This window comes from Pseudothermotoga sp., assembly GCA_025060105.1.
Lineage (GTDB): Bacteria > Thermotogota > Thermotogae > Thermotogales > DSM-5069 > Pseudothermotoga_A.
Window position 1 is genome coordinate 250,912 of sequence record JANXCS010000003.1, and the last position, 26,271, is coordinate 277,182.

The 26,271-nt window shown below is 49.1% G+C and carries 20 protein-coding genes; 8 read left to right on the forward strand and 12 right to left on the reverse strand.

From position 1 onward, the window contains the following. Positions 1-7: 7 nt before the first annotated feature. Positions 8-991, reverse strand: a complete 984-nt coding sequence (locus NZ875_04615; protein MCS7175022.1) for an ABC transporter permease — start codon at positions 989-991, stop codon at positions 8-10. Positions 992-1,258: 267 nt separating this feature from the next. On the opposite strand from NZ875_04615, the gene NZ875_04620 reads away from it, so the two are divergent. Beyond that, entirely contained in the window at positions 1,259-3,256 is a 1,998-nt protein-coding gene (locus tag NZ875_04620) for an endo-1,4-beta-xylanase (GenBank protein MCS7175023.1), read from the forward strand. Between the two features lie 7 nt (positions 3,257-3,263). Here the strand turns inward: NZ875_04620 and NZ875_04625 are convergent, their stop codons facing one another. The 10 genes from NZ875_04625 to NZ875_04670 are packed head-to-tail and all read right to left on the reverse strand — an operon-like array spanning position 3,264 to position 15,389. Next, complete coding sequence (locus NZ875_04625) at positions 3,264-3,683, reverse strand: hypothetical protein (GenBank protein ID MCS7175024.1); 420 nt, start codon at positions 3,681-3,683, stop codon at positions 3,264-3,266. A gap of 1 nt (position 3,684) precedes the next feature. Beyond that, entirely contained in the window at positions 3,685-5,166 is a 1,482-nt protein-coding gene (xylB, locus tag NZ875_04630; GenBank protein ID MCS7175025.1) for a xylulokinase, read from the reverse strand. 10 nt (positions 5,167-5,176) lie between these two features. Then, positions 5,177-6,313, reverse strand: a complete 1,137-nt coding sequence (locus tag NZ875_04635) for an ROK family transcriptional regulator (protein MCS7175026.1) — start codon at positions 6,311-6,313, stop codon at positions 5,177-5,179. A gap of 3 nt (positions 6,314-6,316) precedes the next feature. After that, entirely contained in the window at positions 6,317-7,297 is a 981-nt protein-coding gene (locus NZ875_04640) for an acetylxylan esterase (protein MCS7175027.1), read from the reverse strand. Beyond that, positions 7,298-9,610 (reverse strand): glycoside hydrolase family 3 C-terminal domain-containing protein, encoded by a 2,313-nt coding sequence (locus NZ875_04645; protein ID MCS7175028.1) that lies wholly within the window; start codon positions 9,608-9,610, stop codon positions 7,298-7,300. Between the two features lie 15 nt (positions 9,611-9,625). Then, on the reverse strand, positions 9,626-10,585 hold the full coding sequence (locus tag NZ875_04650) for an ABC transporter ATP-binding protein (protein ID MCS7175029.1): 960 nt from the start codon (positions 10,583-10,585) through the stop codon (positions 9,626-9,628). Further along, positions 10,586-11,572: an ABC transporter ATP-binding protein gene (locus NZ875_04655; GenBank protein ID MCS7175030.1), complete on the reverse strand. Its 987-nt coding sequence runs from the start codon at positions 11,570-11,572 to the stop codon at positions 10,586-10,588. A gap of 10 nt (positions 11,573-11,582) precedes the next feature. Next, positions 11,583-12,437, reverse strand: a complete 855-nt coding sequence (locus NZ875_04660) for an ABC transporter permease (GenBank protein ID MCS7175031.1) — start codon at positions 12,435-12,437, stop codon at positions 11,583-11,585. 13 nt (positions 12,438-12,450) lie between these two features. Continuing rightward, complete coding sequence (locus NZ875_04665) at positions 12,451-13,458, reverse strand: ABC transporter permease (protein MCS7175032.1); 1,008 nt, start codon at positions 13,456-13,458, stop codon at positions 12,451-12,453. Positions 13,459-13,511: 53 nt separating this feature from the next. Then, a complete protein-coding gene (locus NZ875_04670; protein MCS7175033.1) occupies positions 13,512-15,389 on the reverse strand; it encodes an ABC transporter substrate-binding protein in 1,878 nt (625 codons plus the stop codon). 218 nt (positions 15,390-15,607) lie between these two features. Between NZ875_04670 and rgy the strand changes: the two genes are divergently transcribed. Genes rgy through NZ875_04690 form a run of 4 tightly spaced genes read left to right on the forward strand, consistent with a single transcriptional unit; the run spans position 15,608 to position 22,846 of the window. Beyond that, positions 15,608-18,943: a reverse gyrase gene (gene rgy / locus NZ875_04675; protein ID MCS7175034.1), complete on the forward strand. Its 3,336-nt coding sequence runs from the start codon at positions 15,608-15,610 to the stop codon at positions 18,941-18,943. A 54-nt stretch (positions 18,944-18,997) separates the two neighbouring features. Further along, positions 18,998-19,927, forward strand: a complete 930-nt coding sequence (locus NZ875_04680) for an anion permease (protein ID MCS7175035.1) — start codon at positions 18,998-19,000, stop codon at positions 19,925-19,927. A gap of 53 nt (positions 19,928-19,980) precedes the next feature. Beyond that, positions 19,981-20,943: a TAXI family TRAP transporter solute-binding subunit gene (locus tag NZ875_04685; GenBank protein MCS7175036.1), complete on the forward strand. Its 963-nt coding sequence runs from the start codon at positions 19,981-19,983 to the stop codon at positions 20,941-20,943. A gap of 49 nt (positions 20,944-20,992) precedes the next feature. Next, positions 20,993-22,846 (forward strand): TRAP transporter permease, encoded by a 1,854-nt coding sequence (locus NZ875_04690; protein MCS7175037.1) that lies wholly within the window; start codon positions 20,993-20,995, stop codon positions 22,844-22,846. Between the two features lie 47 nt (positions 22,847-22,893). On the opposite strand, the gene NZ875_04695 is transcribed toward NZ875_04690, so the two are convergent. Beyond that, positions 22,894-23,694 (reverse strand): sugar phosphate isomerase/epimerase, encoded by an 801-nt coding sequence (locus NZ875_04695; GenBank protein MCS7175038.1) that lies wholly within the window; start codon positions 23,692-23,694, stop codon positions 22,894-22,896. A gap of 77 nt (positions 23,695-23,771) precedes the next feature. Between NZ875_04695 and NZ875_04700 the strand changes: the two genes are divergently transcribed. From NZ875_04700 to NZ875_04710, 3 genes are all read left to right on the forward strand, one after another. Beyond that, the gene (locus NZ875_04700; protein ID MCS7175039.1) at positions 23,772-25,034 is read left to right on the forward strand and encodes an exopolysaccharide biosynthesis polyprenyl glycosylphosphotransferase; all 1,263 of its coding nucleotides are present in this window, start codon (positions 23,772-23,774) and stop codon (positions 25,032-25,034) included. Positions 25,035-25,078: 44 nt separating this feature from the next. Further along, positions 25,079-26,056 carry a mannose-1-phosphate guanylyltransferase gene (locus tag NZ875_04705; GenBank protein ID MCS7175040.1) on the forward strand — a complete coding sequence of 326 codons (978 nt, stop codon included), beginning with the start codon at positions 25,079-25,081 and terminating at the stop codon, positions 26,054-26,056. 24 nt (positions 26,057-26,080) lie between these two features. Then, positions 26,081-26,271, forward strand: a 191-nt coding sequence (locus NZ875_04710) for a hypothetical protein (GenBank protein MCS7175041.1), incomplete at its 3' end; no start/stop codon positions are given.

The following is a 26,271-nucleotide window of genomic DNA, read 5'->3' on the forward strand; positions in this document are numbered from 1 at the left end:
CAACACCTCATTCGAACCGTATTCTCGGATCGAGCCAAGCGAGGATGATATCGGAGATGATCGTTCCTATGATGGTGAAGATGCTCAGAAACATGACCAAACTCCCTGCGAGGTACATATCTTGTGATTTCAAAGCGTCCAACAGGATGACTCCGACCGTGGGCAAGTTCAAAACGATCCCCGTGACGACAGCACCAGAAACGATCTCGGGTAGGACCCATCCGGCCGTACTGGCGAACGGTATCACCGCGACGCGGAGTGGATATTTCCAATAGAGTTTCTTTTCTGGAACTCCCCTCGCTTTCGCGGCCGTCACGTAAGGCTTTTCGAGCTCGTCCAACAGGTTGGCTCGCAGTATCCTTATCAAACCGGCCATGCTACTTCCACCTATGACGATCACTGGAAGCCAGATGTGCTTGAGCAGATCGATGAACTTCGCCCAACTCCACGGAGCGTTGGCATATTCTGGAGAGAACAGTCCACCCAGACTGACACCGAATATCACGAAGACCGCCCAGAGAAGGATCAGAGCCATCAGAAAGTTCGGTGTTGCCAAACCGACGTAACCGAGCACGGTGAAAACGTAATCACCGACTGAATATTGGCGAATGCCCGAGTACACTCCGATGAGGAAACCGAAGGTCCATGCGAAGGCCGTGGCGAGCACGGAGATGAGCACCGTGTACCACAGCCTCGGGCCTATCAACTCACTCACGGGCTTTTCCCACATGAAGGAATATCCAAAATCACCTCTGAGTACTCCACCGAGCCATATGAAGAACCTGGTGAACAAAGGTTTATCCAAACCGTACCGAGCTCTCAGCACCTCGAGCGCGGCTTGGTCTATCTGTTCTCCACTCTGTTTTAGGTTCATCACATAAACGGTCAGATAGTCTCCAGGTGGAAGTTCTATGATGATGAAAGAGACCACGGCTATGAGGAAGAGCAGTGGGATGGCGAACAACAACCTTCTGAGTATGTAAGTCAGCACGGCACCACCTCATTTTTTCTTTATTTACCAGCAGAAATAATTTTGACATGAACGTCAAGAATATGTCAAGAGTAAAAACCGAAGATTATGACGGATATTTCAAAGCTTATCGGTGATTTCTCCTTTTTTCTCACGGTTACTCATTCTAGTTTCTTCTTTCATTTTCTTTGACCGCTTTTTGCATCAAATCGGACACGATACAATATCGTACGGTGAACACGTTTTTTCATTACTGTCTGGTTGAAACTGAAAAACGGGGGGATCTCCATGAAGTTAATCTTCGTTCTTTCGATCCTGATCGGCTTGACGTTGAGCGTTCAAGCTGACAGTTTGAACCTTTCTTTTGAATCGAACATCGAGCCTTTCTCGAGGTTCGGTGTGGCGAACGTTGAACTGTCGAAATCCGTAGTGTTCCACGGTCAAAGTTCGTTGAAAGTTGCGGACCGTCGTTCGACTTGGGACGGTTGTCAGCTCGATCTGACACAATTTTTCCAGCAGTTCAAGAAAATAGACCACGAGATATCGATGTACATCTTCCATCGATCCAGCAACCCAGAACTGTTCAGAATCATCGCTGTCTTGCAAGTGGACAAAACGTCCCAGCGGATCACTCTCATGGAGAAGGTGGTCATGCCGAACACTTGGAAGAAAATCAGCGCACGTTTCACCACGACCGAAGGACCGTTCGAGAACGTTTCGCTGTTGATACTTTCACCGAGCAACCACGAACATGATTATTACGTTGATCTTTTGAGCGTCGTTCCAACCGAGAAAGTGTTACATCCTGGAACGGTCCTCTACAGCTCCTTCGATGGTTCTCTCGACGGTTGGCAACCTCGAGGTGCGGATGTCAATTTGGCCATCGATGGTACCACCGCGAAGTCTGGCTCGGGCTCCCTCAAGGTGCGAGGCAGAACTAAGAATTGGCACGGAGCCCAGATCGATGTGAAGAACGTCCTTCAGTCTGGAAAATCTTACGAATTCACAGTTTGGGTTTATCAGAACAGTGGTGAAGATCAGCGCATCACACTCACCATGCAAAGAAAATACGCAGGCGATGAAGAGACCAACTACGATACCATCGTGTGGCAGAGGCTCGTTCCAACTGGGAAATGGACGGAGATCAAGGGTACTTATTCTGTGAGATTGAACGCGATCGTTGAGGAACTTACGTTCTACGTTGAATCACCGAACCCCACGCTGGAATACAACATAGACGAGGTGATGATCGTGGATAGAAGTGTGATGCTCGTTGAACCAGAGTGGGAAATTCCTTCGCTGAAGGAAGTGTTCAAAGACCATTTCAGAATGGGTGTGGCCTTGCCATACAAGGTGTTGATGAACCCAATGGAAAGAAAACTCGTCGTCAAGCATTTCAACAGCATAACCGCCGAGAACGAGATGAAACCAGAAAGTTTACTCGTCTCGATCGGCAAATACAGCTTCCTCAGGGCGGACGAGTACATACGCTTCGCTGAAGAGAACGGCATGGTCGTTCGTGGCCACACGCTCGTCTGGCACAGCCAAACTCCAGAGTGGTTCTTCAGAGACGAGACTGGTAAATTCCTCTCTAAAGAAGCCATGATAGAAAGGATGAGGCAATACATACACGACGTGGTGGGACATTTCAAGGGGAAGATCTACGCTTGGGACGTCGTGAACGAGGCGATCGATCCGAGTCAACCTGACGGTTATAGAAGATCTCTATGGTATCAGATCATCGGTCCAGAATACATAGAGTTGGCCTTCCGGTTCGCGCACGAAGCCGATCCAAACGCGTTGCTCTTCTACAACGACTACAACACCTTCGAGCCGAGGAAACGTGAGTTCATCTACAAACTCGTCAAGGGCTTGAAAGAAAAAGGAGTACCCATACACGGTATAGGTATGCAACAACACGTTTGCATATTCGACAGCATCGCGGAGATAGATAAAACGATACAACTTTTCAAATCGATACCAGGCATCAAGATCCACGTCACAGAACTCGATGTGAGTGTCTATAGAGACCAAACTTCGAACTATCCTAGCCTGTCGTACGAGCTGGCCATTGAACAGGCACATTTCTACAGAAGATTGTTCGATGTGTACAAGAAGCATTCGGATGCGATAGAGAACGTGACCTTCTGGGGATTGAAAGACGATTATTCTTGGAAGAGTCAAAGGAGAAACGATTGGCCTTTGCTGTTCGACAGGAACTACCAAGCCAAGTACGCTTACTGGGCCATCGTCGATCCGCACGTGCTCCCCACACCGCAGAAGTGATCTGGTTTCATTGACCGTGGGGATGCTCGTGGAGTTTCAAAGAGACGAATACTAAAGTTGAGCCGAGTATCGGCTTGAAGAGGTATTTGAACAACTCTACAGAGCCCATTCTGTAACCTAAGGTGAAGAAGAACGGCGCTTGGAACGCTGCGAGGAGTAACAGTTGAAAACCAGAAAAGACGAAGAAATACCTCAGTGCTTCCGTTGGCTTTTCTTTTTTCCTGTAACGGCTTTCGAAGAACACTATGAGGCCCAAAGTCAACAGTCCAAACACTATCGCGAAGATCTTCGAAGTTAGGTTCACCATGTCAAAACTCATTCCGATCAAGGCGGAGATGTTGTAGAAGAACTTCTGCGCCTCGAAGAACGTGTGGAAGGCGAGCAGTATGTTCACCAACAGGAAGATGTAAGACAATAGGCTCTTCAATCTATCCCTCCTTGAAGGTGTCTTTCAACACGGCGTACAATTTTTTGAACTTCGCATAGACTAGCTCATAATTTTGTTGATTTTCTGATGAAGGTTGCGTGGTGGCTTTGAGTTTGTACCAACTTTTGGATATCTTCTCCAGCGGTAGTTTCGTATAACCAGAGCATGCCAACATGGCTGCACCGTACGAAGCTCCCTCATCCACCGCGGGTTTTTCGATCTGAAAGCCGAGCATGTCTGCGAGCATCTGGTTCCAAACCTTGCTCTTCGAACCTCCCCCCGTGATCCTGATGCGCTCCACCCTATCGCCCAACTCTTTCAGAATATCGAAAGAATCCTTGATGCCGAACGCCACACCTTCGAATATCGCCCGAACGACGTCCCATTTCGAGTGGAACGAGGAAAGGCCGAAGAACACTCCGCGTGCGTGTGGATCTCTGTGCGGAGTTCTTTCACCGTTCAAGTACGGCAAGAACAACACTCCGTTCGAACCTACAGGTATCTTCGCCACTTCTTCGTTTATTTTTTCGTAATCTTCGTTGAGGAAACGTTCTTTGAACCACTCTAAAGAGTACGTGGCGGTGAGCATGACCCCCATGTGGTACTTCACACCGAACACCGTGTGCGCGAAGAAATGGACCCTCCCTTTTGGATCGGAAGATCCGTTCACAACCGGAGCAACAACGGTCCCGGAGGTTCCAAGGCTCACCATCACATCCCCCGGTTCTATCACACCTATTCCCAGCGCGGCGCAGGCGTTGTCCGCTCCACCGGCAACCACGAAGACTTCCCCTTTTAGTCCCAGCTCTCCGGCCAAGTTTTTCTTCACCTTCCCAACGATCTGGTCTGATCTTGAAAGAGTCGGAAGCCAACTTTTTTGTATCTCGAAAGTTTCGAGCACCTCTTCGCACCAATCCAGCTTGGACACATCGTAGAGCATCGTGCCAGACGCGTCGGAATGTTCCGTGGCGAACTCGCCGGTGAGCATGAAGTTGGTGAAATCTTTCGGCAGCATGATCTTTCTGATCCTTTTAAACAGCTCAGGTTGGTGTTTCTTCAACCACAGTATCTTCGGCAACGTGAAGCCAGGCAAGATGGGATTTCCGACCAAGCTGAGCACTCTCTTTTCTCCACCGAGTTTTTCGGTCGCTTCCTCGCACTCCGTGTGGGTGCGCTGGTCGCACCAGAGGATCGCGTTGTGTATGGGTTTGTCAGATTCATCCAGAGCGACCAAACTGTGCATCTGTCCGCTGGTGGATATGGAAACGATCTTCCCCGAAAGCTGTTCGGCACGCTCGGCCAGCTTCCTCAAAACCTTCTTGACCGCCAGCCACCAATCTTCGGGCCTTTGCTCCGCCCAGCCAGGCTTCGGGGTGAGCATGCTCAACTTTTCGTTCTCTATGGCTCGAACGTTCCCAAACGCATCCACCAAGATCCCCTTCACTCCCGTGGTACCCACGTCCAATCCCACGAACAGCTCCACGCAGATCACCTCAAACGACTTTCTCTATGATGTCCTCAACGGCGAGCACGGCCGCCCCGACCAAGTTCGAACTTATCGTGCCGAACACGGATGGCCTGATCCTCAGGTCCTTCACCGCATCCCTCAACGCTCTCTTTTTGACCTCTTCCTCTACGATCTTGTAGAAATACTCACCAAGGTCTTGCACCTCTCCACCCAAGATCACCAACTTCGGATTGAGAATGTTGACGATGTTCACGATACCGACGGCTATGTTTTCGGCGAGCCTTTCGAAGACTCTGCGACTGTCACTCTTCTTCTTCAAAGCCGAGAACTTCTCGATGGCGTTCTTGCCTTCGAGCTGACCTTCGTAGTGTTCTATGGCCCAGTTTATCGACGAGTACAATTCCCAGCAACCCGTGTTGGAACAATGACAGTGCCTGTCGGAATGTATATCGATCGTCATGTGGCCCGCCTCACCGGCAGTGTAAGATGGCCCTCTGTACACCTTCCCATCGAGCAGAACGCCAGTTCCCACACCTTCCCTCACCACGATGAACACGGCTTCCCTCACTTCTTTCAAGTCCTCCGAATGGTACTTCTCAGCCATCATGGAGAGGTTCGCTTCGTTGTCGGCGAGTATGGGTACGTCCACTTCGAACAGTGCTGGGATCGAAACGTCCTGCCAACGCAGGTTCGGAGCCATCAATATCCTGTTTTCTTCCATGTTGACCATGCCAGGTATGGAGAAGGAAACACGGTTGATGTTCTTATCCACAGAATATTTGTCGAAGATCTCCCTGACCTTGGCGAAGAACTTGGCGGGATCTTTCGGCGTTTCGAAGGATCCGCCGAGCACCACGGTACCATCGAAATAGCCAAGACCGTACGTCGTGACGTTCACTCCCACGTCGAACACCAAACTCAAAAAGGCATCGTTACGCACATCGAGCAGGATCCGACGCCGGCCAGGTGAATTCTTTCCCACGGTGCCAATTTCGCGCACGTAACCTTCGTCTATCAGCTCTTTCGTTATCCTAGTCACACTGCTCGCCGTCAATCCCGTGATGCTCGATATCTCCGATCGGGAGATCGGACGGTTCTCATGGATCACCTTCAGAATGTTCCGCTTGTTCAGTACCTTGATCCATGGTGAGTTGTACTTCAAGTCTCATTCCTCCTTTTTTGAAACGACTCTTTTTAGAAATTTTAATTTCTTTTGTGCGTGGTGTGAACCCCCTCCTTCGTGTCCCGCGAACGGGTACACCTCGATGTGCTTATCACCGGCGTAATGGTTGTACGCTGCGAACACCGTTGAAGGTGGACATATTTCGTCTTGCAGTGCGACGGAAAACAGTGCAGGAACTTTCGAACGCACAGCGAAATTCACACCATCGAAATACGAAAGCGTTATGAAGACCTGCTCCGCATGGTCTGGATGGATCTTGCAATAGCGTGTTATCTCCGCATAAGGCGTCGTATCGACGAGTCGAACCGCCCTTTCGAAATGGCACAAGAACGGCACATCACAGATGAGTGCTTTGACCTTGTTCGACAGCGCACTCGTGGCCAACGCGATGCCTCCACCTTGACTGGTGCCTGCCACGACGATCCTGGTTGCATCGATTCTTTCGAAATGCACGATCGATTCGACCGCCATCACCGCGTCGGTGAACACCCTTCGATAATAATAATTTTTCGGATCGAGTATCCCCCTAGTTACGAAGCCGGGATACTGTGGTCCAGAGATCGCTTCGTAGTCTGGGGTGTCCCCCTTGAGCCAACCGCTACCTTGCCCGCGCGTGTCCATCACGAAGTGTGCATAACCTGCGCACGCGTAGAACAACCAATCGTGTGGAAAACCTCTACCACCACCGTAACCCACAAATTCCACGACGCACGGTAATTTTTCCGACGCACCTTTCGGTAGGATCAACCACGCCTTGATCTTCTGTCCAAGATAACCGCTGAACGTTACGTCGTAGGTGTCGAGAAGCTTCAGTCCAAAATCCACCGGTTCGAACCGCGGTGGCTCGAAGAACCTCTTGGTCTCCTCGATCGTTTTCTTCCAAAATTCGTCGAAGTCTGGCTCTTCGTGCCTCTTTGGAAGATACTTCTTCAGCTCTTCCAGTGGAAGATCGTACTGTGCCACTCAGAAGACCTCCACTTCGCTGAAGAATTTCCTGTACGTCGGCACTCTCCTCTCCTCACCCACCAGTTCGGCCTGTGCCGTGAACTTGATATCGTTCGAAGAAGAGCCGACCATGAATCTGTAAACGCCCGGCTCCACGACCAACTCCATGTACCTGTTGTAGTAAGCGAGAACGTCCGTATCTATCTTGAACGTCACGGTTTTTTCCTCACCAGGTTCGAGATGTACCCTCACAAACCCCTTCAACTCCTTCACAGGTCTGGTGACGGAGGCATGCTCCCTTCCGACGTAGAGCTGAACGATCTCATCGCCTTCCCTATCTCCAACGTTCTTCACGTTCAATTTCAAAACGACCTTACCTCCCGTGGCGACCTGCGGTGTTTGTAGCTCGAAGTTGGTGTATTCAAACTTCGTGTAAGATAAACCATGTCCGAACGCGAACAACGGCTCTACAGATTCATCGACGTAATCTTTGTGCCAGTGGGACCTTCCGCCCGAAGGCTTCACGTAATGGAAAACTGGCAATTGTCCCGCACTCCTTGGAAAACTGATGGGCAATTTCCCAGAAGGATTCACCTTACCCAAAAGCACATCGACTATCGCTTCGGCTCCAGCCTCTCCCAACAACCAAGCTTCGACGATGGCGTTGATTCTGTCCGCGATGTTGCCCAACGCGTAAGGTCTACCCGTGACGAGCACCAACACTGTGGGTTTTTTGGTCTTCAAAAGTTCCATCAAGAGTTTTTCTTGCAACCCTGGTAGTTTCAAATTCGCACTGTCTCTCGATTCACCGGAAGTACAATCTTTCGTTAGACCGGATCTGTCACCCAAAACGGCCACGATCACATCGCACTTCTCCGCGATCTTCACAGCTTTTTCGATCTGCTCTTCTGCTTCGAGTACACCACAACCTTCCACCCACTCAACTTCGACTCCCTGCGATTTGAAGGCATCGTAAACGCTCTTGAAACTCTTCAGCTCTTTTTCAACGATTTCTTCCACCTTCTTCAAGTTGAACTTCGGCGCGTTGATCGCTCCAACGTTTGCCGTGTCGAGTAGAGCTTTTATGTGCGTGTAGTAAGAATAATCGCCGAACATGTTGCGCACATTTTTAGAGTTGGGACCGACGAGTGCGATCTTCAACCCCCTCTTCAAAGGTAATATCCCATCGTTCTTCAACACCACGATGGATTTTCTGGCCACTTCCAGAGCCAGCTCGTAGTGTCTCGAGAGGGACTTCACTTCGTCCACGTAAGGTTGGTCGAACAGACCGAGTCTGAATTTCATCATCAACACGCGCAGGACAGCTTCGTCGAGCAAGCTTTCAGACAGTATGCCATTCTGTACGAGGTACTTCAGTTCCCCGTAGCAGTCTATCTTCGGAAGCTCTATGTCTATTCCAGCTTCCAGCGCGTACATCGCCGCTTGAGCCTTGTTCTTGGCGAGTCTATGGTACTGGCACAACATGTCGATGGCGAAATAGTCCGAAACCACGATCCCTCTGAAACCCCATTCCTTTCTGAGCACGTTCGTCAAAAGTTCTTTCGAAGAGGCACACGGTACACCGTCGATCTCACTGTAAGAATTCATGATGGAAAGAACGTTGGCCTGTTTCACCGCAGCTTCGAACGGCAACATGAACACTTCGCGCAGTTCTCTGGGAGCTATGTTCGTCGGAGCCCAGTTCTTTCCACCTTCAGAAGCGCTGTAACCCACATAGTGCTTCGCCGTGGCAACGACACCGCTCTTTTGAAGACCTTCGATGTAAGCAACCCCCATGCGCGCCACGAGGTAAGGCGATTCACCGAAGCTCTCTTCGGTCCTTCCCCACCTCGGATCCCTCACCACGTCGAGCACCGGTGCCAAACCTTGATGGGCTCCAACCTTCTTTACGTCCTCACCGATGGCCTGCGCGACTCTTTGAACCAACGAAGGCTCCCACGTGCTCGCCATCGCTATAGCTTGTGGAAAGTTCGTCGCACCCAGGCCCATGTAACCTGCCAAGCACTCTTCGTGCACCATCGCTGGTATTCCCAGTCTGGTTTGTTCCAAAAGATACTTTTGAATTTGATTGACGAACTTCACTACCTCCGCCGGCTCGAAGTTCGTCGCCCCACCAGGCCTCGTGATCTGCCCCACGCCGTGCTTCAACAACTCTTTCGCCTTCTCTTTCGAAAAGTTTCCCTCTTCATCCAACAATTCATAACCCCAGATCGAACCGAGCTGTGCCACCTTTTCATCCAGGTTCATCCTCGAAAGCAAATCTTTCGCCCTCAACTCGATGGGTGCATCCTTTTTTCTGTAAAGTTCCATCATTCTACCTCCCTTTCATCTGTACAAAAAACACTTCACGATCACGTTCTCGACTTCGAAATGATTGGGAGATTCTCTCTTGCAGATGTCCATCACCTTCGGACATCTTCCAGCGAACTTACAACCCACCTTCAGATACTCTTCGTGGTCCAACTCTGCGAGCCTCACCTTCGACGTCCATCTTTTCGATGGATCGGGTTCCGGTACGGAATCTCTCAACAGCTGCGTGTAGGGATGTTTTGGCCTTTGAAGCACGCTGTCCGCTGGTCCAAGCTCGACGATCTCTCCACGGAACATGATCGCCATCCTATCGCTCACGTAGTAAGCCGTGGCGAGATCGTGTGTGATGTAGAGCACGCTCAAACCGAGTTTGTCGCGCAGATCTTTGAACAAGTTCACTATCGACATCCTCAAAGATGCGTCCACCATCGAAACGGGTTCATCGGCGATGAGGAGGCTGGGGTTGGTGAGCAACGCGCGAGCGATGGAGATCCTTTGAAGTTGTCCACCAGAAAATTCGCTCGGATATTTCTCACAGAACTCGTCGTACGACACGCCCACAGCTTCCAATTTTTCCTTCACGATCTTCACCGCTTCATTTTTGTCCTGCGTGATGTCGAAGTTTTCGATCAATTCGAAGAAGTATCTATCGACCTTCCTGAGGGGATTGAAGGTGGAAAAGGGGTTCTGAAAGACTGCCTGTATCTCCTTCCTCAGCTTGAAACGTTCTTTCGGTTTAACGTTATCTATCCTTCTACCTCTGTATTCGATCGTTCCAGAAGTTGGGTGCTCAAAACCGAGTAAGATCTTCGCGATCGTTGTTTTTCCACAACCACTCTCTCCAGCGAGCGTGAAGATCTCAGAGTTTCCTATCGTGAAAGATACGTTGTTGACAGCGACGATCTTCGCTCTGGAAAAGATGCTACCTATGGTGAAAATCTTCGTCAGATTGTTGATCTTCAAAATGTCAGACAATCACGATCCCTCCAAGAGCCAGCAAGCAACTTTATGAGAAGCGTTCAAACTCACAAGGACTGGTTCTTCAAGCTCACACTTTTTCATCTTGAAAGGACATCTGGGATGAAAGGTGCAACCTGCAGGCAGGTTCAAAAGCGACGGGGGACTTCCAGGCAGACCTTCCCTTTTGGATTTGTCGCCGAACCTGGGGAGTGATCCGATCAAATACTTCGTGTATGGATGCTTCGGTTCGTTGAACAACTCTTCCGTGGGAGCTTCTTCTATCAACTTGCCAGCGTACATGATGCTCATCCTATCGGACACGTTCGCGTGCACACCCATATCGTGCGTCACGAGCACCAGAGAACTACCGTAGAGAGTCTGTATTTCTTTCAAAAGCTGAATCACACCGCGCTGTGTGACGACATCCAGAGCGGTGGTCGGTTCGTCTGCGATGATGACCTTAGGCTTCAAAACGGTGGCGAGCGCTATGGTCACCCTCTGTCTCATACCGCCAGAAAGCTGGTGTGGATAGGCGTTGAGTATCTTCAAAGGAAGGCCGAGTTCTTTCAAATGCTCTTTGGCCATCTCGTAAGCGTCAGATTTACTCTTTCCTTTCAAATGGCTGAAGATGAAATCTTTGAAGGTGTCTTTTATTTTCAGAACGGGATTCAGCACGCTCATCGAACCTTGAGGAACGTAAGAAGCGAACGACCATCTCAACCTTTTTCTCTCGCTCTCTTCGATCGAATATATATCGATCGCACCTTCGCCGTCTGCATAGTAAACCTTTCCTCCCATCAACCTGAGCGGTGGTTCGACTGCGGCGAACAGGACTTTGAGCAGGGTCGTTTTTCCACAACCACTTTCACCGGCTATACCGTGCACCAAGCCTTCGGAAACGCTCAAGTCGACCCCATCGACGGCCTTGATGGTCCTTCTTTCTCCAAAGATTTCGAGTACATAATAGGCCTTGATGTTTTCAGCTTTGATCAACGTTTTCATGCACAACACCTCAAGCTCTACCGATCCTTTGAATCCTCATTCTCGGATCGAGATATTCGCTGACGCTCACAGACATCAAATACAGTGCGATGAACAGAAAAACACTGACCGTCACGGGTGTGAGTATCCACCACCAATAGCCCAGCAGGATCGATTGATAGTTAATCGCCCAATAGAGCATCGTTCCGATCAGAGGCACTTCCAAATTCAAAACGCCCAAGATGGCCAGGACGATCTCCATGCCTATCGCCCAGGACATGTTCCCTATGAGCGTGGCGAAGATCAAAGGTATCAAGAAAGGCATGTACTCTTTGAAGACTATCGCGAATGTCGATGAACCTGAGAGTATCGCCGTGTAGGTGAAATCCCTTTCACGCAGACTCAAAACTTGAGACCTGATCACCCTCGCATCCCACGCCCAACCGAACACACCGAGCAACAATCCCAAGCTGGCGAGGTTCATCCTTCCCTTCACCATGACGGCGAACATCAGGATGATCAGGAGCAGGGGGATTATCAAAAAAGAATCGCTCAGGAACATCAACACCCTGTCGGTTTTACCACCCTTGTGCCCCGCAGTCAACCCTATGATTATGGCTATGATGCGCGACACCGTGCTGGCGATCAGAGACATCGTGAGTGAGTTCCTCACGGCGAACGTGAGGAGCCAAAACACGTCCTGTCCAGTGGAAGTGGTGCCGAGTATGTGTGGCCAGTGTGGAGGTAAATCCCTCGGAACCACTCTCCATCTGTAGGGGTTGTAAGGTGAAAAGAAAGAGAGTATGGAGAGCGTTAAGAGCACGAGGCAAACGATGAAAGCGAATCTGAACCTAACATCTTTGAGTAGATCTTTCAACACCCTCATTCGGCTCAACCCCTCATCTGTATCTGACTCTTGGGTCGAACACGGGATAGAGCATATCTATCACGAAGATGCTCGTGGTGATGACGAATATCGACATCGTCATGATGCCCATCAGCAGATTGTAATCGCCCGTGAAGATCGCGTTGTAGAGGAGCGTTCCTAAACCAGGATAAGAGAACACGATTTCGGTGATCAGAGCGCCACTGAATATCTGTCCCAGGGAGAGGGCCAGACCTGTGATCTGTGGTAACATCGCGTTCCTCATGACGTACCTGCCCACGATCTTGGACTGGCTCAACCCACCGAGTTTCGCGTACATCACGAAATCTTCGTTCTTGACGCTCTGCACCACGAGTTTCATGGCTTGAAACCACAGAAACACACCTATGAGTATCAGAGACAGAGCCGGTAAAAAGGCGTATCTGAGCAGTATGAGGATACTTTTCAGATCGAAGCTGATCCTACCGCCTATCAAGAACCCCCCACCGAGCGGAAAGATCGGTATCAAATAAGCGAACAACAAAAGCAGACTGAGCGCCAGCACATAGTAAGGCATCGGTCTTATCACCATCGATACCGCATCCAAAGTCTTAGCCCATCTTTTTTGTGGAAAATATCCCGCCAACGCTCCGAGCACGTTCCCAACCAGCCACGAAATCAACGTGGTCGTTAAAAGTAGTCCGAGCGTCCAAGGCAGAGATTGTCTTATCAGAGAAATGACGGGTACAGGGAATTGATAGTAAGAAGGGCCGAAATCTCCCTTCAAAAGTCTTCTCCAAAAACCGACGTACTGTTCCCACAACGTTCCTTTCAAACCGTACAGTTCTTTGAGCGTTTCGATCATGTAGTTGAGCGTCTTTGGATCCAGATACGCTCCAGCGGACGTGATCTGTCCTATCATCTGTTGAATGGGATCGATCGGTAGAAGCCTTGGGATGATGAAAACTACGGTCACACCCACCAAGATGACTAGAAAATAGATGATGATCCTTGGAAGAAGATAACTTTTGAGAAATCTCAAGACTTCGACCTCCTTTTGAAAGAGCTGGGGCGCGCACGCCCCAGCCGTTTTCGTCACTTCCTACCGGTTGGTTTCAAGAATGGGAGCATGTACTTGAAGTTTGGCCAGTGATGGTAAGGCTGACAGTACATGTTCTCAGCTCCAGGATAGTTCGTCCAGTAGTATTCGTCCCACGCGATGACGCCAGGATAGTTGAACGTTGGAATTCCAGGCATCTCCTTCACCAGTAGCTTGAGGCCTTCAAGACCGATTTGAATGATCTTTTCGGTGTCGTTCCAATCTGTGTCCCTCAACTTCGCGATGATTTTGTCCATCTCGGGGTTGGTCCACCTTCCATAGTTCCCCCAAGGTGCGTTCTCCCCGATGGGTACCAAATACTCAGAGTTGTAAGGATCGAACACTCTGTACAGGTCTGGATGACCCCCCCACGGCTCTGCTGCGGGCCAGTCCGTCGTGATCTCGAACTCGCCCCTCTGACCCAGCGTTGCCAGCGCGTCGGTGGTCATGACCGTCACATCGATACCGAACTTCTTCCATTCCTGCGAAACTGCGAAACCGTTCCTGTAGCTCGGGTGCGCCGGGTTCGTCGTCGTGAGGATCGTTATCGTCCAAGGTTTACCGTCGGGTAGCAACCATTTACCGGTCTTTGGATCTCGTTTGAATCCGTTCTTGATCAAGAGCTTTTCTGCAACGTCTGGAGCGTACTTGTACCAGCCTGGACCGAAGATCTTCTTGATCTCCTCTGGGTTGGTGGGAACGTTGTAACCTCTCTTCCTAGCGTACTCGGCGAGTCTCAGACTGGCCGTCGGATCGTACGGTTTGAACTTCTGACCACCACCGATATCGAGCTCGAAGTTCTTCAACCACTCTTCCATCTTCGTGAAATACCAATTATAGTAGGCGCTCGTGAGCGGTATGTGGATCGGGCTCAGCGTGACCGCACCGTCGAACGCGTTCGCAGCGTACTCGACTATGTCTATGGCCAACAACAGCGCCCACCTGACTTCTGGGTTTTTGAAAGGTTCCACGGCGTTGTTGAAGTGCAGACCCGTCACGCACGGATCGATGTTCACAGACCATGGAAATTCCCTTCTCCAAGCCCTAGCCGTGCTGACTCTCTGTAGCACGGCCCTCAAACCTTCCATCGTCAAGTCTGCCGCGTCCAGCTCGTGTCTCGCCATGGCGAGCACCTGTTGTTCTGCCGTACCGAAGGTCTGTATCAAGACGTACTTCGGCGCAGGTTTACCGTACAGCATACCAGTGGGTGTTCTCTGCCAATCTTCCCTCAGCTCCCACAGCGTCCAGTATCCACCTGGATCGTAAGCTTTCAACACGTATGGACCAGTTCCTACTGGTGGGTTGAATTCGAAGGTCATCGGGTCTTGAACCTTTTCGAACACGTGTTTCGGCAAAATCCTGAGCGCACCCCACCTGTCCAAAAGGTACGCATGGAACCTGGAGTTCGGTGAAGTCAATTTCAGCACAACCGTGTAATCGTCGATCTTCTTCACCTCAGCCACAGACTGCATCTGCGCATTGTAGCTCATACCCGGCGTCTTTTTGATCAGCTCGATCGTGTAGACCACGTCGTCCGCCGTGAACGGAACACCGTCGCTCCAGTAGACGCCTTTGCGTAGCTTGATCGTCAGTTCTGTGAAGTTTTTGTTGTATATGGGTGGTTCTGCCGCCAGAGCGTTGATGATCTGACCAGTCGCGTACTCAACACACCACAGCGGTTCCAAAAGCAAGTTCTGAATGCCTCTGTCTTGCCAGCGCCATCCAGCCCACAAGTTGAAGTTGCCCGGTGTTCCAACACGACCGGTCAGCTGGTTCGCGATGAACGTCTCATGCCTCGGCACACCTGCGGCGAGTTGCGAGAAAGCAAGGCAAGTCAAGCTCAAAAGAGCGAGCGTCAAGAGCACTTTCCTCATGAATACACCCCCTCGTTTTTTTACTTGCTGAAAAAATTATAATTCCAACGTATCACTTTACCAAACTCTATTTTCATCTATGTACGGCGAGTATGACCAATGATCAGCGAAATTGGTGATTTATTTGTCGATTTCGTTTGAATTCTTTTATTTTCTTGCAAAATCTGTTTCGAACGCATTTAATATTAAAATGCAGTTACTGAGCGGGGTGATGGAAGATGGCTTTGGCTCTGTTCGAAGCGTTATGTCCAAACTGTGGTGGAAGGATCGATACAGACAGACTCGAAAAGGGGTTGGCTTGTGAGAGGTGCCTTCCCCATCCAGCCGAAGGGCATCTGTGTGAACTTTTGGAGCAAAAACTCCAATACACACAGGTTTGTGAACTTCTAGATCGAGAAAAAAAGTTCATAAAGTTCTTCACCGAGAAGATGAACAATCCACCTTGGTCTTTGCAGAAACTGTGGGCGAAGAGGATCTTTCAAGGACAAAGTTTTGCGATAGTCGCTCCGACTGGTGTTGGCAAAACCACTTTCGGTGCCACGATGGCGTGCTTTTTGGAAGGTAAATCTTACATCATCGTACCAACGCGTACTTTGCTCGATCAGGTCAAGAGACAATGCAAAAGTTTTTCAGAAAAGAGAATCGTAGCCTACAGCGGGAAGAAGGGCGAGAAGGACAGTATAAAACGGGGTGATTTCGATATTTTGATCACGACCAATGCGTTCTTATCCCACAACTTTGAACTTCTTCAAGACAAAGTCTTCGATTTCATCTTCATCGATGATACCGATTCGTTCTTGAAATCAGGTAAGAACATCGACAAGGTGTTTCTTTTGCTCGGTTTTACGCATCAACAACTCGAGTCGATCATGAAGGGACAAATCCAAGAGCCGTTCAAACCCAAGGGGGTCTTGGTCGTTTCTTCCGCCACGCTCAAACCCAAGACGAACCGAGCGATTCTTTTCAGAAAAGCTCTCGGCTTTGAAGTTTCTCCAGTGCGTGTTTCACTCAGAAACGTTTTGGACTGTTTCCAGATAGTGAAAGACGAAGAGGAAGCCTTGCAGCAGCTTCCAAATTGGATCGAGCGTTTCGGAAAGGGTGGGCTCGTTTATGTGAGTCTGGAGTTCGGCAGAAGAGGTGTGAAGAGCATCGTAGACGGATTGAGAGAGTGTGGTTTGAAGGTCGTGAGCTACGAAGATTTCAACGCTGAGGAATTCCGAAAAGGTGGTTTCGATGTTGCGGTTGGTATCTCCGTATCGAACAACAGTTTGGTTCGAGGAATCGATCTACCCGACGTCATCAGGTACGCCATCTTTTTGGATGTACCTCACATCTCTTTTCCTTTGAAGTTGGACAGCCCCAGCGTTCAAAGATCTCTGTTACTCGCTTTGAGGGAGTTCGTTGAGGATGAACGTGTTGATAAATATTTGACGATTTTGCATTCTCAGCGCAAACCAAGCACGGCTTTTTCACAGGAAATTTCAAGTTTTCTGAGAAAGTATCTCGCCGACCCTTCAATTTTCGAAAGATTGAAAAGCAGTGAAACTCTATTGTTAGAAGATCGGGAAGGTGAATCGTTCATACGTCTGGCAGATCCGGCAACGTACCTACAGGCCTCGGGGAGAACTTCTCGAATGTTCGCAGGTGGTGTGAGCAGGGGCATAAGTCTTGTGGTATGCTGGAACGAAAGGCTTCTGAACAACCTCAAGAAGAGATTGAGGCTGTTTTTCGAAGACTTAGATTTCGTTGACGCGAAAGAAGTAGATTGGCAAAGAGAGCTAAAGAGAGTGGACGAAGATAGGCTCACTGTGAAGAAATTGTCGGCGGAAGGATCGCACTCGCAACCGAATGTGAGATCGACACTCATCGTCGTGGAATCACCGAACAAAGCCAGAACGATCGCGCGCTTTTTTGGAACGCCACAGGTGAGGCTCGTTGAGAATTTAGTCGTGTGGGAAACGACCACGGGAGATCGCCTGATCGCCATCACCGCATCCTTGGGTCACGTGTTCGATTTGGTGGAAGATGAAGGTCTCTACGGAGTTTTAGAACTGGATGATCTTTATCTTCCTGTATATTCAAGTATCAAGGTCTGTGAGGAGTGCGGTGAACAGACAACCAATCGAGTTTGTTCGAAGAAACACGCTCAGATCTCGGACAAATTGGACTTCGTTCGAGCGCTCAGGAAACTTTCAATTCAATTCGATGAAGTTTTGATCGCGACGGACCCAGACGCTGAAGGTGAAAAGATCGCTTACGATCTAACGTTAGCTTTGAAACCTTTCAACGCCAACGTCAAACGTTCGGAGTTCCACGAAGTCACGAAGATAGCATTCAAAAAGGCGATCGATTCACCAAGGATGCTCAACGATAATCTCGTCAAAGCCCAGATAGCACGCAGGGTACTCGACAGGTGGGTGGGTTTCTCCCTCTCCAGCGAGCTTTGGAGAGTTTTTCGAAGGTACGATCTTTCAGCTGGTAGGGTCCAAACACCTGTTCTGGGATGGATCATAGAAAGAACAGAAAATTTCAAACAGAAAAAAGCTCTGTTGCGCTTGCTCGCCAAGGACGAAAAAGGGAACAGTCTGTGGCTCGATTTGCAGATCGATGATCCATCTTCCGCCAGAAAAATGGCCGATCGAATTCTGAAAAGAAAGCTGAAAGTGAAGGAACGTTTCGAAGAAATCCTCCAACCGCCTTCGCCCCACAACACCGCCACCGTTCTGAGTGAGCTCGGAACGAAGTTCAACACTTCCGATTTGATGGAAACTCTCCAACAGCTCTTCGAACAGGGTTTGATCACTTACCATCGCACTGACAGCTTCACAGTTTCCGAAACGGGTGTGAAACTCGCAGAACAGATCATCTTGGAAAAGTTCAGCAGAGACCTTTTCCATCCCAGGCGATATCCCTCAACTGGCGCCCATGAATGTATCAGGATCGTCAAGAACCTGACGCCCAAAGAGCTGAAACTATGGATAGAGCTCGGAAAGGTGGATTTCTCACGTCCAAACCTCGCGATGACTTTGTATTCTACCATTTATGAAAGGTTCATCGCCTCCCAGATGAAACCTGTTAAGGTGCTGAAGAAAAAGCTGCAACTTGAACTCGACTCCAACCATTACGAGTGGGTGATCATCGATAGCGTGATCGAACACGGCTTCGATCTGGTCTTACCTATCAAAACACAGCGTGTGGGGGACGAACCTTTCATAGCTTTCTTCAAAATCGATCTGATGCCCAAAGTTTTCCCCTTCACACAGGGTAGTCTCATCGAGCAGATGCGACAGAGAGGTCTCGGCAGACCATCCACTTACGCCAAGATCGTTCAGAACTTGCTCGAGCGCGGTTACGTTGTCCAAAAAGGTGGGTATCTGTTCGCCACGGAACTTGGAAGAAAGGTCTTTGAGTGGTTGAGCGAGCACTATCTGTATTTCGTCAGTGAATCGCTAACGCGAGAGCTTGAGGAAAAATCGGATGAAATAGAGCGTGGATCGTTGAACCATTTGGATTTACTGAAGTCTTTGAGAAAAAACCTTCCGTTCACCAGTTGACGTCTCGGTGCTACAATATACTCCACATAACTTTGCACCTAGAGGTGGTAACACATGTGGTACGTGCTTTCGTCCATCTTTTTAGGCTGGACATTGGGCGCGAACAACACGGCCTCGATCTTTGGACCAGGCATCGTGGCTGGCACCTTCCACCACAGAAAGATCCTGCTGGTTGGCTCGATCTTCGTCGTGCTCGGTGCTTTGCTCAACGGTCAGGAAGGTTTGAAGAACGTTTCCTCGCTCGCCTCCGCACACCCTCACGATGGTATGCTGGTTTTGATCTGCGCGGCACTCACGATGCTTACACTCACAAAACTCGGCTTTCCGGCATCCGCCACGCAGACGGTCTTCGGTGGCATGGTCGGTGTCGGTTTGGTGAGGATGGGTGTAGCGAGCATGAGATGGTCAACGATAGCCAAATTCTTGACCTTCTGGCTCATCACACCACTCTTCGCCGTCATGGTCGCCTTCTTCGCTTTCCACATCCTCGCCTTTTTCTTCAGAAAGATCAGAAAGACCCAGTTTCAGGATGCTTTCATCTACATTTCATCTTGGCTCACAGCACTCTACGATGCTTACGCACTCGGTGCGAACAACGTGGCGAACGTCACAGGACCTGTGCTGAATCAACTTCCTTCGATACGTTTCGCCACACTGCTTGGAGGTTTCGCCATCGCTCTTGGAGTTGTGACGAGTAGCAAGAAGGTCATAGACACCGTAGGAAAGCAGATCGTTCTTTTGGACCACTTCTCTTCGCTCGTCGCCATGTTGGCTCAAGCAATCAGCCTTTGGACTTTCAGTTTGATCGGTGTTCCCGTCGCGGCATCGCAAGCGATAGTCGGTGGGATCATCGGTGTTGGTTTGGCTCGAGGCGTGAAGCTTTCCAGTAAAAAGACCGTGCTCGAAATGGTGGGAGCTTGGCTCCTATCACCGCTCGTTTCCGCCGTGTTCACAGCGCTCATTTGTAGGTTGGTTTTGGTATAGTTATAATATGTTGAGAATTATATTGAGAACTTAATCTTCAAGGAGGTGAAATTGTGAAGAAGTTGCTGGTTGTACTTTTGTTGGTTGGACTTTTGAGCGTTTCGATGGCTCAGAAATGGCCCGCACAGCTCAGGTTCGTTTCTGGTCCATCTGGAGGAACTTGGTTCGCGCTCGGTGGTACGCTCGCAGGCATGTGGTCTGAAACGGTCATACCCATGACCAGCGGAACCGGTGGAGGTACCGCCAACATCCTCACCATCTCGAGGGCTCAAGCGGACATAGGCCTGACGACCCTTTCTGTTTTCAACGCGGCCGTTAAAGGGATCGATCCGTTCAAAGAACCAGTGAAGGGTACCGTGCTGTTCGCCAACCTCTACAGACAATACGCTTACTTCATCATGAGGAAAGACTACGCCACGAAGAACGGTATCAAGACTTTGGGCGATGTCATCAAAAAGAGACTGCCCATCAGGTTCGCAACGCTCACGCCTGGGACTGCTTCAGAGTTCGTCATCAGGTTGCTCTTCGAAAAAGGTTACGGTGTGAGCTGGTCGGACATCAAGTCTTGGGGTGGTAGAGTCGAGTTCGCTTCTTACACGGACGGAGCCAACTTGCTGTGCGACAACCATCTGGACATGTTCGCGTTCCAGATAAGCAGGGTGGCGTCGGTCATCATGGACATAGAGAGCAGGATCGAAGTGGTCATTCTCCCAGTGGACGATGAAGCCATCCAGAAACTGGCAGAATATCTCGGAACGACGAAGTTCTTCATCGAACCCGGCATTTACAAGAGCGTCACTCAACCTGTTCAAACCGTCGGTGACTACACATGTCTGGTGATAAGACAGGACCTACCGGAAGATCTCGTGTACAAACTTGCCGAAGCGCTTTGGAACAGAAAAGAACAGATCGCGAAGGCTTTCACCGACATGGCCGAGCTCAACCCGAAGGAAGCCATCAGTGAAGGAGTCCCCGCACATCCCGGTGCTGTGAGCTTCTGGTCGAAACAGAAATGATCCGTGGGGGGTTTAAACCCCCCACGAACTTTTTTACGAGGTGATTCAGATGCGAAAACTCAAGGGAGCAACGTACTATTTCGCGTTCTTTTCACTCATCGCCATGGGCATATTCCACCTCTACACCGCCATCTTCGGAACGTTCGAAGCTTACTTACAGAGGAACATCCACTTGATCTTCGCCTTACCACTCGCGTTCATCTTCTATCCAGCAACGCAGAAGAGTCCCAAAGACAGAGTGCCTTGGTACGATTGGCTGTTGTTGATTTTGGCCGTTCTGCCGTGTTTGTATGCGATCGTCAACTATGAAACGATCATCTACCGCATGGTTCAAGTGGAGGAAGTCACCCCAGCCCAGATCTTGCTCGGCACCCTTTTGATAATCCTCATCCTCGAAGCTACAAGAAGGATCGTCGGACTGGCGCTCGCCATTCTGGCCGCAGCCTCGGTCCTCTACATGTACGTAGGCCATCTTCTACCAGGTCAGTTCAAAGGCATGTACGTCACGTACGACAGGATCGTCGAACATTTGTATCTAACTGGTGAGGGGATCTTCTCCACACCGCTTGGAGTTTCCGCCACCTACGTGATGATCTTCCTCATCCTTGGAGGATTCCTCGAACACAGCGGCGTCGGAGAGTACTTCATGGATCTGTCAAAGTCGTTCGCCGGTAAGGCCACGGGTGGTCCTGCGAAGATCGCCGTGGTGGGTTCGGCACTCTTTGGGAGTATTTCAGGTTCCGCCGTCGCGAACGTCTATGCGACAGGTACCTTCACCATACCGATGATGAAACAACTTGGCTTTTCACCAATCTTCGCCGGTGCGGTCGAAGCGGTGGCGAGCAGTGGTGGTCAGATCATGCCACCGATCATGGGTGCAGCCGCGTTCATCATGGCTTCGTTTTTGGGAATCCCTTACAAACAAGTGATGATCGCCGCACTCGTTCCAGCGATACTCTATTATTTCTACGTCTTCATGTCCGTCCACGCACGCGCAGTGAAACTCGGCTTGAGAGGATTACCAGACGAGATGATCCCTTCCATCAAGCAGGTGCTGAAAAAGCTCTACGTGCTCGCACCGATAGTCGTTCTGGTCGTCATGATCATGCAGGGTTATACCCCCATGAGCGCCGCCATGGCTGGCATAATCGTGAGCTGGTTCGTTTCACTTTTGGATAAAAAACACCGCATGGGACCAAAAGGCATTCTGGACGCCATCTACGACGGTTCGAAGAACGTCTTCGTCGTCGCCATAGCTTGCGCCGCGGCAGGTATCGTCGTTGGAGCCGTGACGCTCACAGGTATCGGTTTCAAACTGGTGAGCTTCATCTTCTCACTGGCGCAGAACATACCGTTCCTAGCACTCTTCATGGTCATGCTCATGGCCATCGTGCTGGGTATGGGTCTTCCCACGACGGCCGCTTACATAGTCGCTTCGGCGCTCGCAGTACCCGCGCTGATACGACTAGGCTTTCAAGCGATGCCGGCACACATGTTCGTCTTTTACTACGCAGTCTTTTCCGCCATCACTCCGCCCGTCGCACTCGCCGCCTACGCCGCAAGCTCCATCTCTGGCGCCAAGCCTGCAGAGACGGGTTATCAAGCCTTCAGACTCGGTCTACTGGCCATGATCATACCCTTCGCCTTCATGTACGATCCAGGCTTCCTGCTACAGGCCAATTGGACCAAGAACATAGTCGCACTCGTGGCTGGTATCGTTTCGGCGATGGCACTCAGCTACGCTCTGGAAGGTTTCTTCAAAACCAAACTGAACATCCTCACAAGAACCTTGTTCGCTCTCATCGGTGTGTTGGTACTGTTTCCAAACACTCTACTGAGAATTTTTTCTATACTCGCCTTCATCGCTTTGTACGTCAGTTTATATCTGAAAAAGTCAACTTGAAAGGCGCCCGAGTGGCGCCTTTTTTCACAAGCTTTACTCAATGAAGCTCACACAAAAGCTTTCAACTTTTCAAACGCCACCTTCGCCGTTTCACACGCTGGTTTTTTCCAATAATCTTCGTTGAACAACTCCACACTCACCGCACCATCGTAACCGATCCTCTTCAGCGTGGCGAAGAAATCCTTCAAAGGCAAAATTCCATCGCCTGGCATCACCCTGTCTGAATCTTTCACATCTTTCAGCTTGGGTAGATCGTTGACGTGCACGATCAAAATCTTTTTGGGATCTATCTTTTCAAGCTGTTCCAACCTCGAACCACCCGCGAAGAAATGGCACGTATCGACGATAACACCAACGTTTTCTTCATTCACCTTCTGAACTATCTTCCAAGCCGAATCGATCTTGTTCACAGAACAGTTTGGAAAGCCGAGAAACTCAAAACCAAGTTTCACAGAAAACTTCTTCGCAACGTCCGCCATCTTCTTCAACATCTTCACAGACTCATCTTCGATCGTTTTCTCATCCACAAAACCTTTCAAAAACCCTGGAACCACGACTATACCTTCCACACCGAGCTCCTTCGCCAACTTGCACAACTGCTCACACTCTTTCAACTTCTCCTGCTCATTTTCAAAAAACGTGATCTGTTCGATCGAGTTGATGGTCACCGGCTTGAGCCTGTGTCTTTCGAACAAGCTTTTCACATTCTCAACGCCATCTTTTTTGAGCATGTTTAAAAGCTTACTCTTCCAAATCTCGATCAGTTCAAAACCAGCCTTTTTTGCACACTCAACGTCTTCCACCAACCCCGCCTCGATCGTAGTTGCACCGTTGAAAGCCAACTTCAAAAGGTTCACCTCCCAATCTATGATACAGCTCGGTGATAAAATACTATCGTCGATGATTCGAAGGGGAGGAAGAGGTTTTGAGGTACAACCGTTTCATTCTCGTTCTCATCGATTATGCGATCGTGTCGATTTTCTATTGGATCTTCAGTGGTTCTATTCCTGCTTCGATCTTGTTACCCATCGTGATCTTCATAGCGCTGTTTTCGTTTAGAAGTTACGAAAAAGAACATCTTTCAGACTTCAACGAATCTTTGGTGAGAGCTTTCGTTTCGCTCATATTCGGCAATCTCATCAACTACGTTTTGCTGAGATTGATCTATCTTTCACTCATGGAAACTCCAGGTAGAGTGAGACTAACTGGACTAGTTCTGCACACGATCTTTACCGCTCCTTCTTTGACGTTGATCAACTTTTTCCTGTTCAAAGCATTGAAGAAGAACGTTGCTCCAGCACGGTTCGCCGTCGTTGGGAAAAAAGAAGAATTCGAACAGCTCTTCAAAGAGATAGAGCAAAAAAGTGAAGATTATTGTTTTGTTGACTACATCAGCGATGAAGAACACTTAAAGAGATTGAACAGCGATCTTTCAGGCATCGTCATAGCAGATTACGAAATCTTTCAATCTTTGAAGCACAAGCTAGCGAACAACCATTTGCAGTTGATCTTTCTTCCACACATCGCCGAAACTGTTTTGAAAAGAATTCCACTCATTTTGATAGACAAATTCAACAGCTACTACGAAACTTCTTTCAACAAAATTTTGGAAACTGTCTTGAAGAGGATCTTGGATATAGTTCTTTCCACCATTCTGCTCGTTTTGACGAGTCCTGCCATGCTCTTCGTATCCTTGGCGATCTATCTGGAAGATGGCCGACCCATCATTTACAGGCAAAAGAGAGTTGGGAAAAACGGTGAAGAGTTCGAGTTCATAAAGTTCCGTTCGCTCAAACAAGAAGGTTTCGATCCAAAAGATCCCAGCAGAAACATAGAACAGAGGCTTTTGAAGATAGGAAAATTCATCCGCAAATACAGACTCGATGAACTACCCCAGCTCTGGTTGGTCTTGAAAGGCACCATGAGCTTGGTCGGCCCAAGACCCGAGATGGTGGAATATCATTTAAAATACTGCAAGCAAATTCCATACTACGACTATCGGCTGAAAGTCAAACCTGGACTGACGGGCTGGGCACAGATCATGTACAAATACGCTTCGAACTTGGAAGAAACCAAAGTGAAGTTGCAGTACGATCTGTACTATGTGAAAAACTGTTCATTCTTGCTCGATCTGAAGATCATCATGCAGACTTTAGAAACGGTGCTTTGGAGACGTGGTGCAAGATGACATGGATCTCTTCGAGATCGACGCTGGTTTGAAGGTGGGATGGGATGAAGTGCGTCATCTTGGCAGGCGGTAGCGGGGAACGTTTCTGGCCACTCTCGACCAAAGAAACTCCCAAACAATTTTTAAAGCTCTTCTCGGACAAAACCTTGCTCAGAGAAACTTTCGAAAGGATCGCTTTCAAACTCTCTCCGAAAGATATATACATCGTCACGAACAGAGCCTACGCCGAAACGACGTACAAAGAACTGCCTGAAATTCCAAGACAAAACGTCCTGTTAGAACCTGCCAAAAAGAACACGGCGCCTGCTTGCTCGCTGGCATCGCTGAACTTTGAAGACGGTGAGACCATATTCGTCGTACCGTCAGATCATTACATTCCTGAAACCGAGAAATTTTGGCATCATGTGCAAATTGCAGAAGATTTCCTCAAAGACCACGAAGGCATAATCACTTTTGGAATAACTCCCACGAGGGTCGAAACTGGTTACGGCTACATAGAATCTGGTGAGCAGCTTCAAGAAAACGTGTTCAAAGTCAAAAAATTCCACGAAAAGCCAGACGTTCAAACAGCTACATTCTATCTGAGCCAAGGCAACTACTTTTGGAACAGCGGTATGTTCATGTGGAAAAAATCGTATTTTGTAGAGCAAATGAAAAAACACGCTCCCGAAGTCATCGCACCGTTCCTTGAAAATCTCGACATCGAAAAGGTGTACGAAAAGGTTCCATCGATAAGTATCGATTATGCACTGATGGAAAAAGCAGACGCGGTGTACATGGTCAAAGCGAGCTTCATTTGGTCGGACGTTGGAAATTTCAACTCATTGAAAGAAATGGGTTTGAAAAATTCAGAACATTGTATCATAGAATCCAGTGAAAATGTGTTCGTGAGGACAACGAAACCAACGATCGTGATCGGTGTAGACAACACAGTGGTGGTTGAAACCGAAAATGGACTGTTGGTGTGCAACACTTCGATGCTGGATAGAATAAAAGAAGCCATAAAAAAGTTGCCTCACTGAAGATGATAAGGAGTGCATCTTTTTATGATCTTGATCGTCAACAAGATGTATCCACCAGAAATCGGCGGTGTTGAAGTTGTGACAAAGACGATCGCTGAAATTCTGGCAGAAAAGTACGATGTGACAGTTTTGACGTTCAACAAAGAAAACAAGTTTAAAAATGAAAAAGTGAAAAACATTGAAATACTGAGATTGCCAAGCTTTTTTACAAAAGA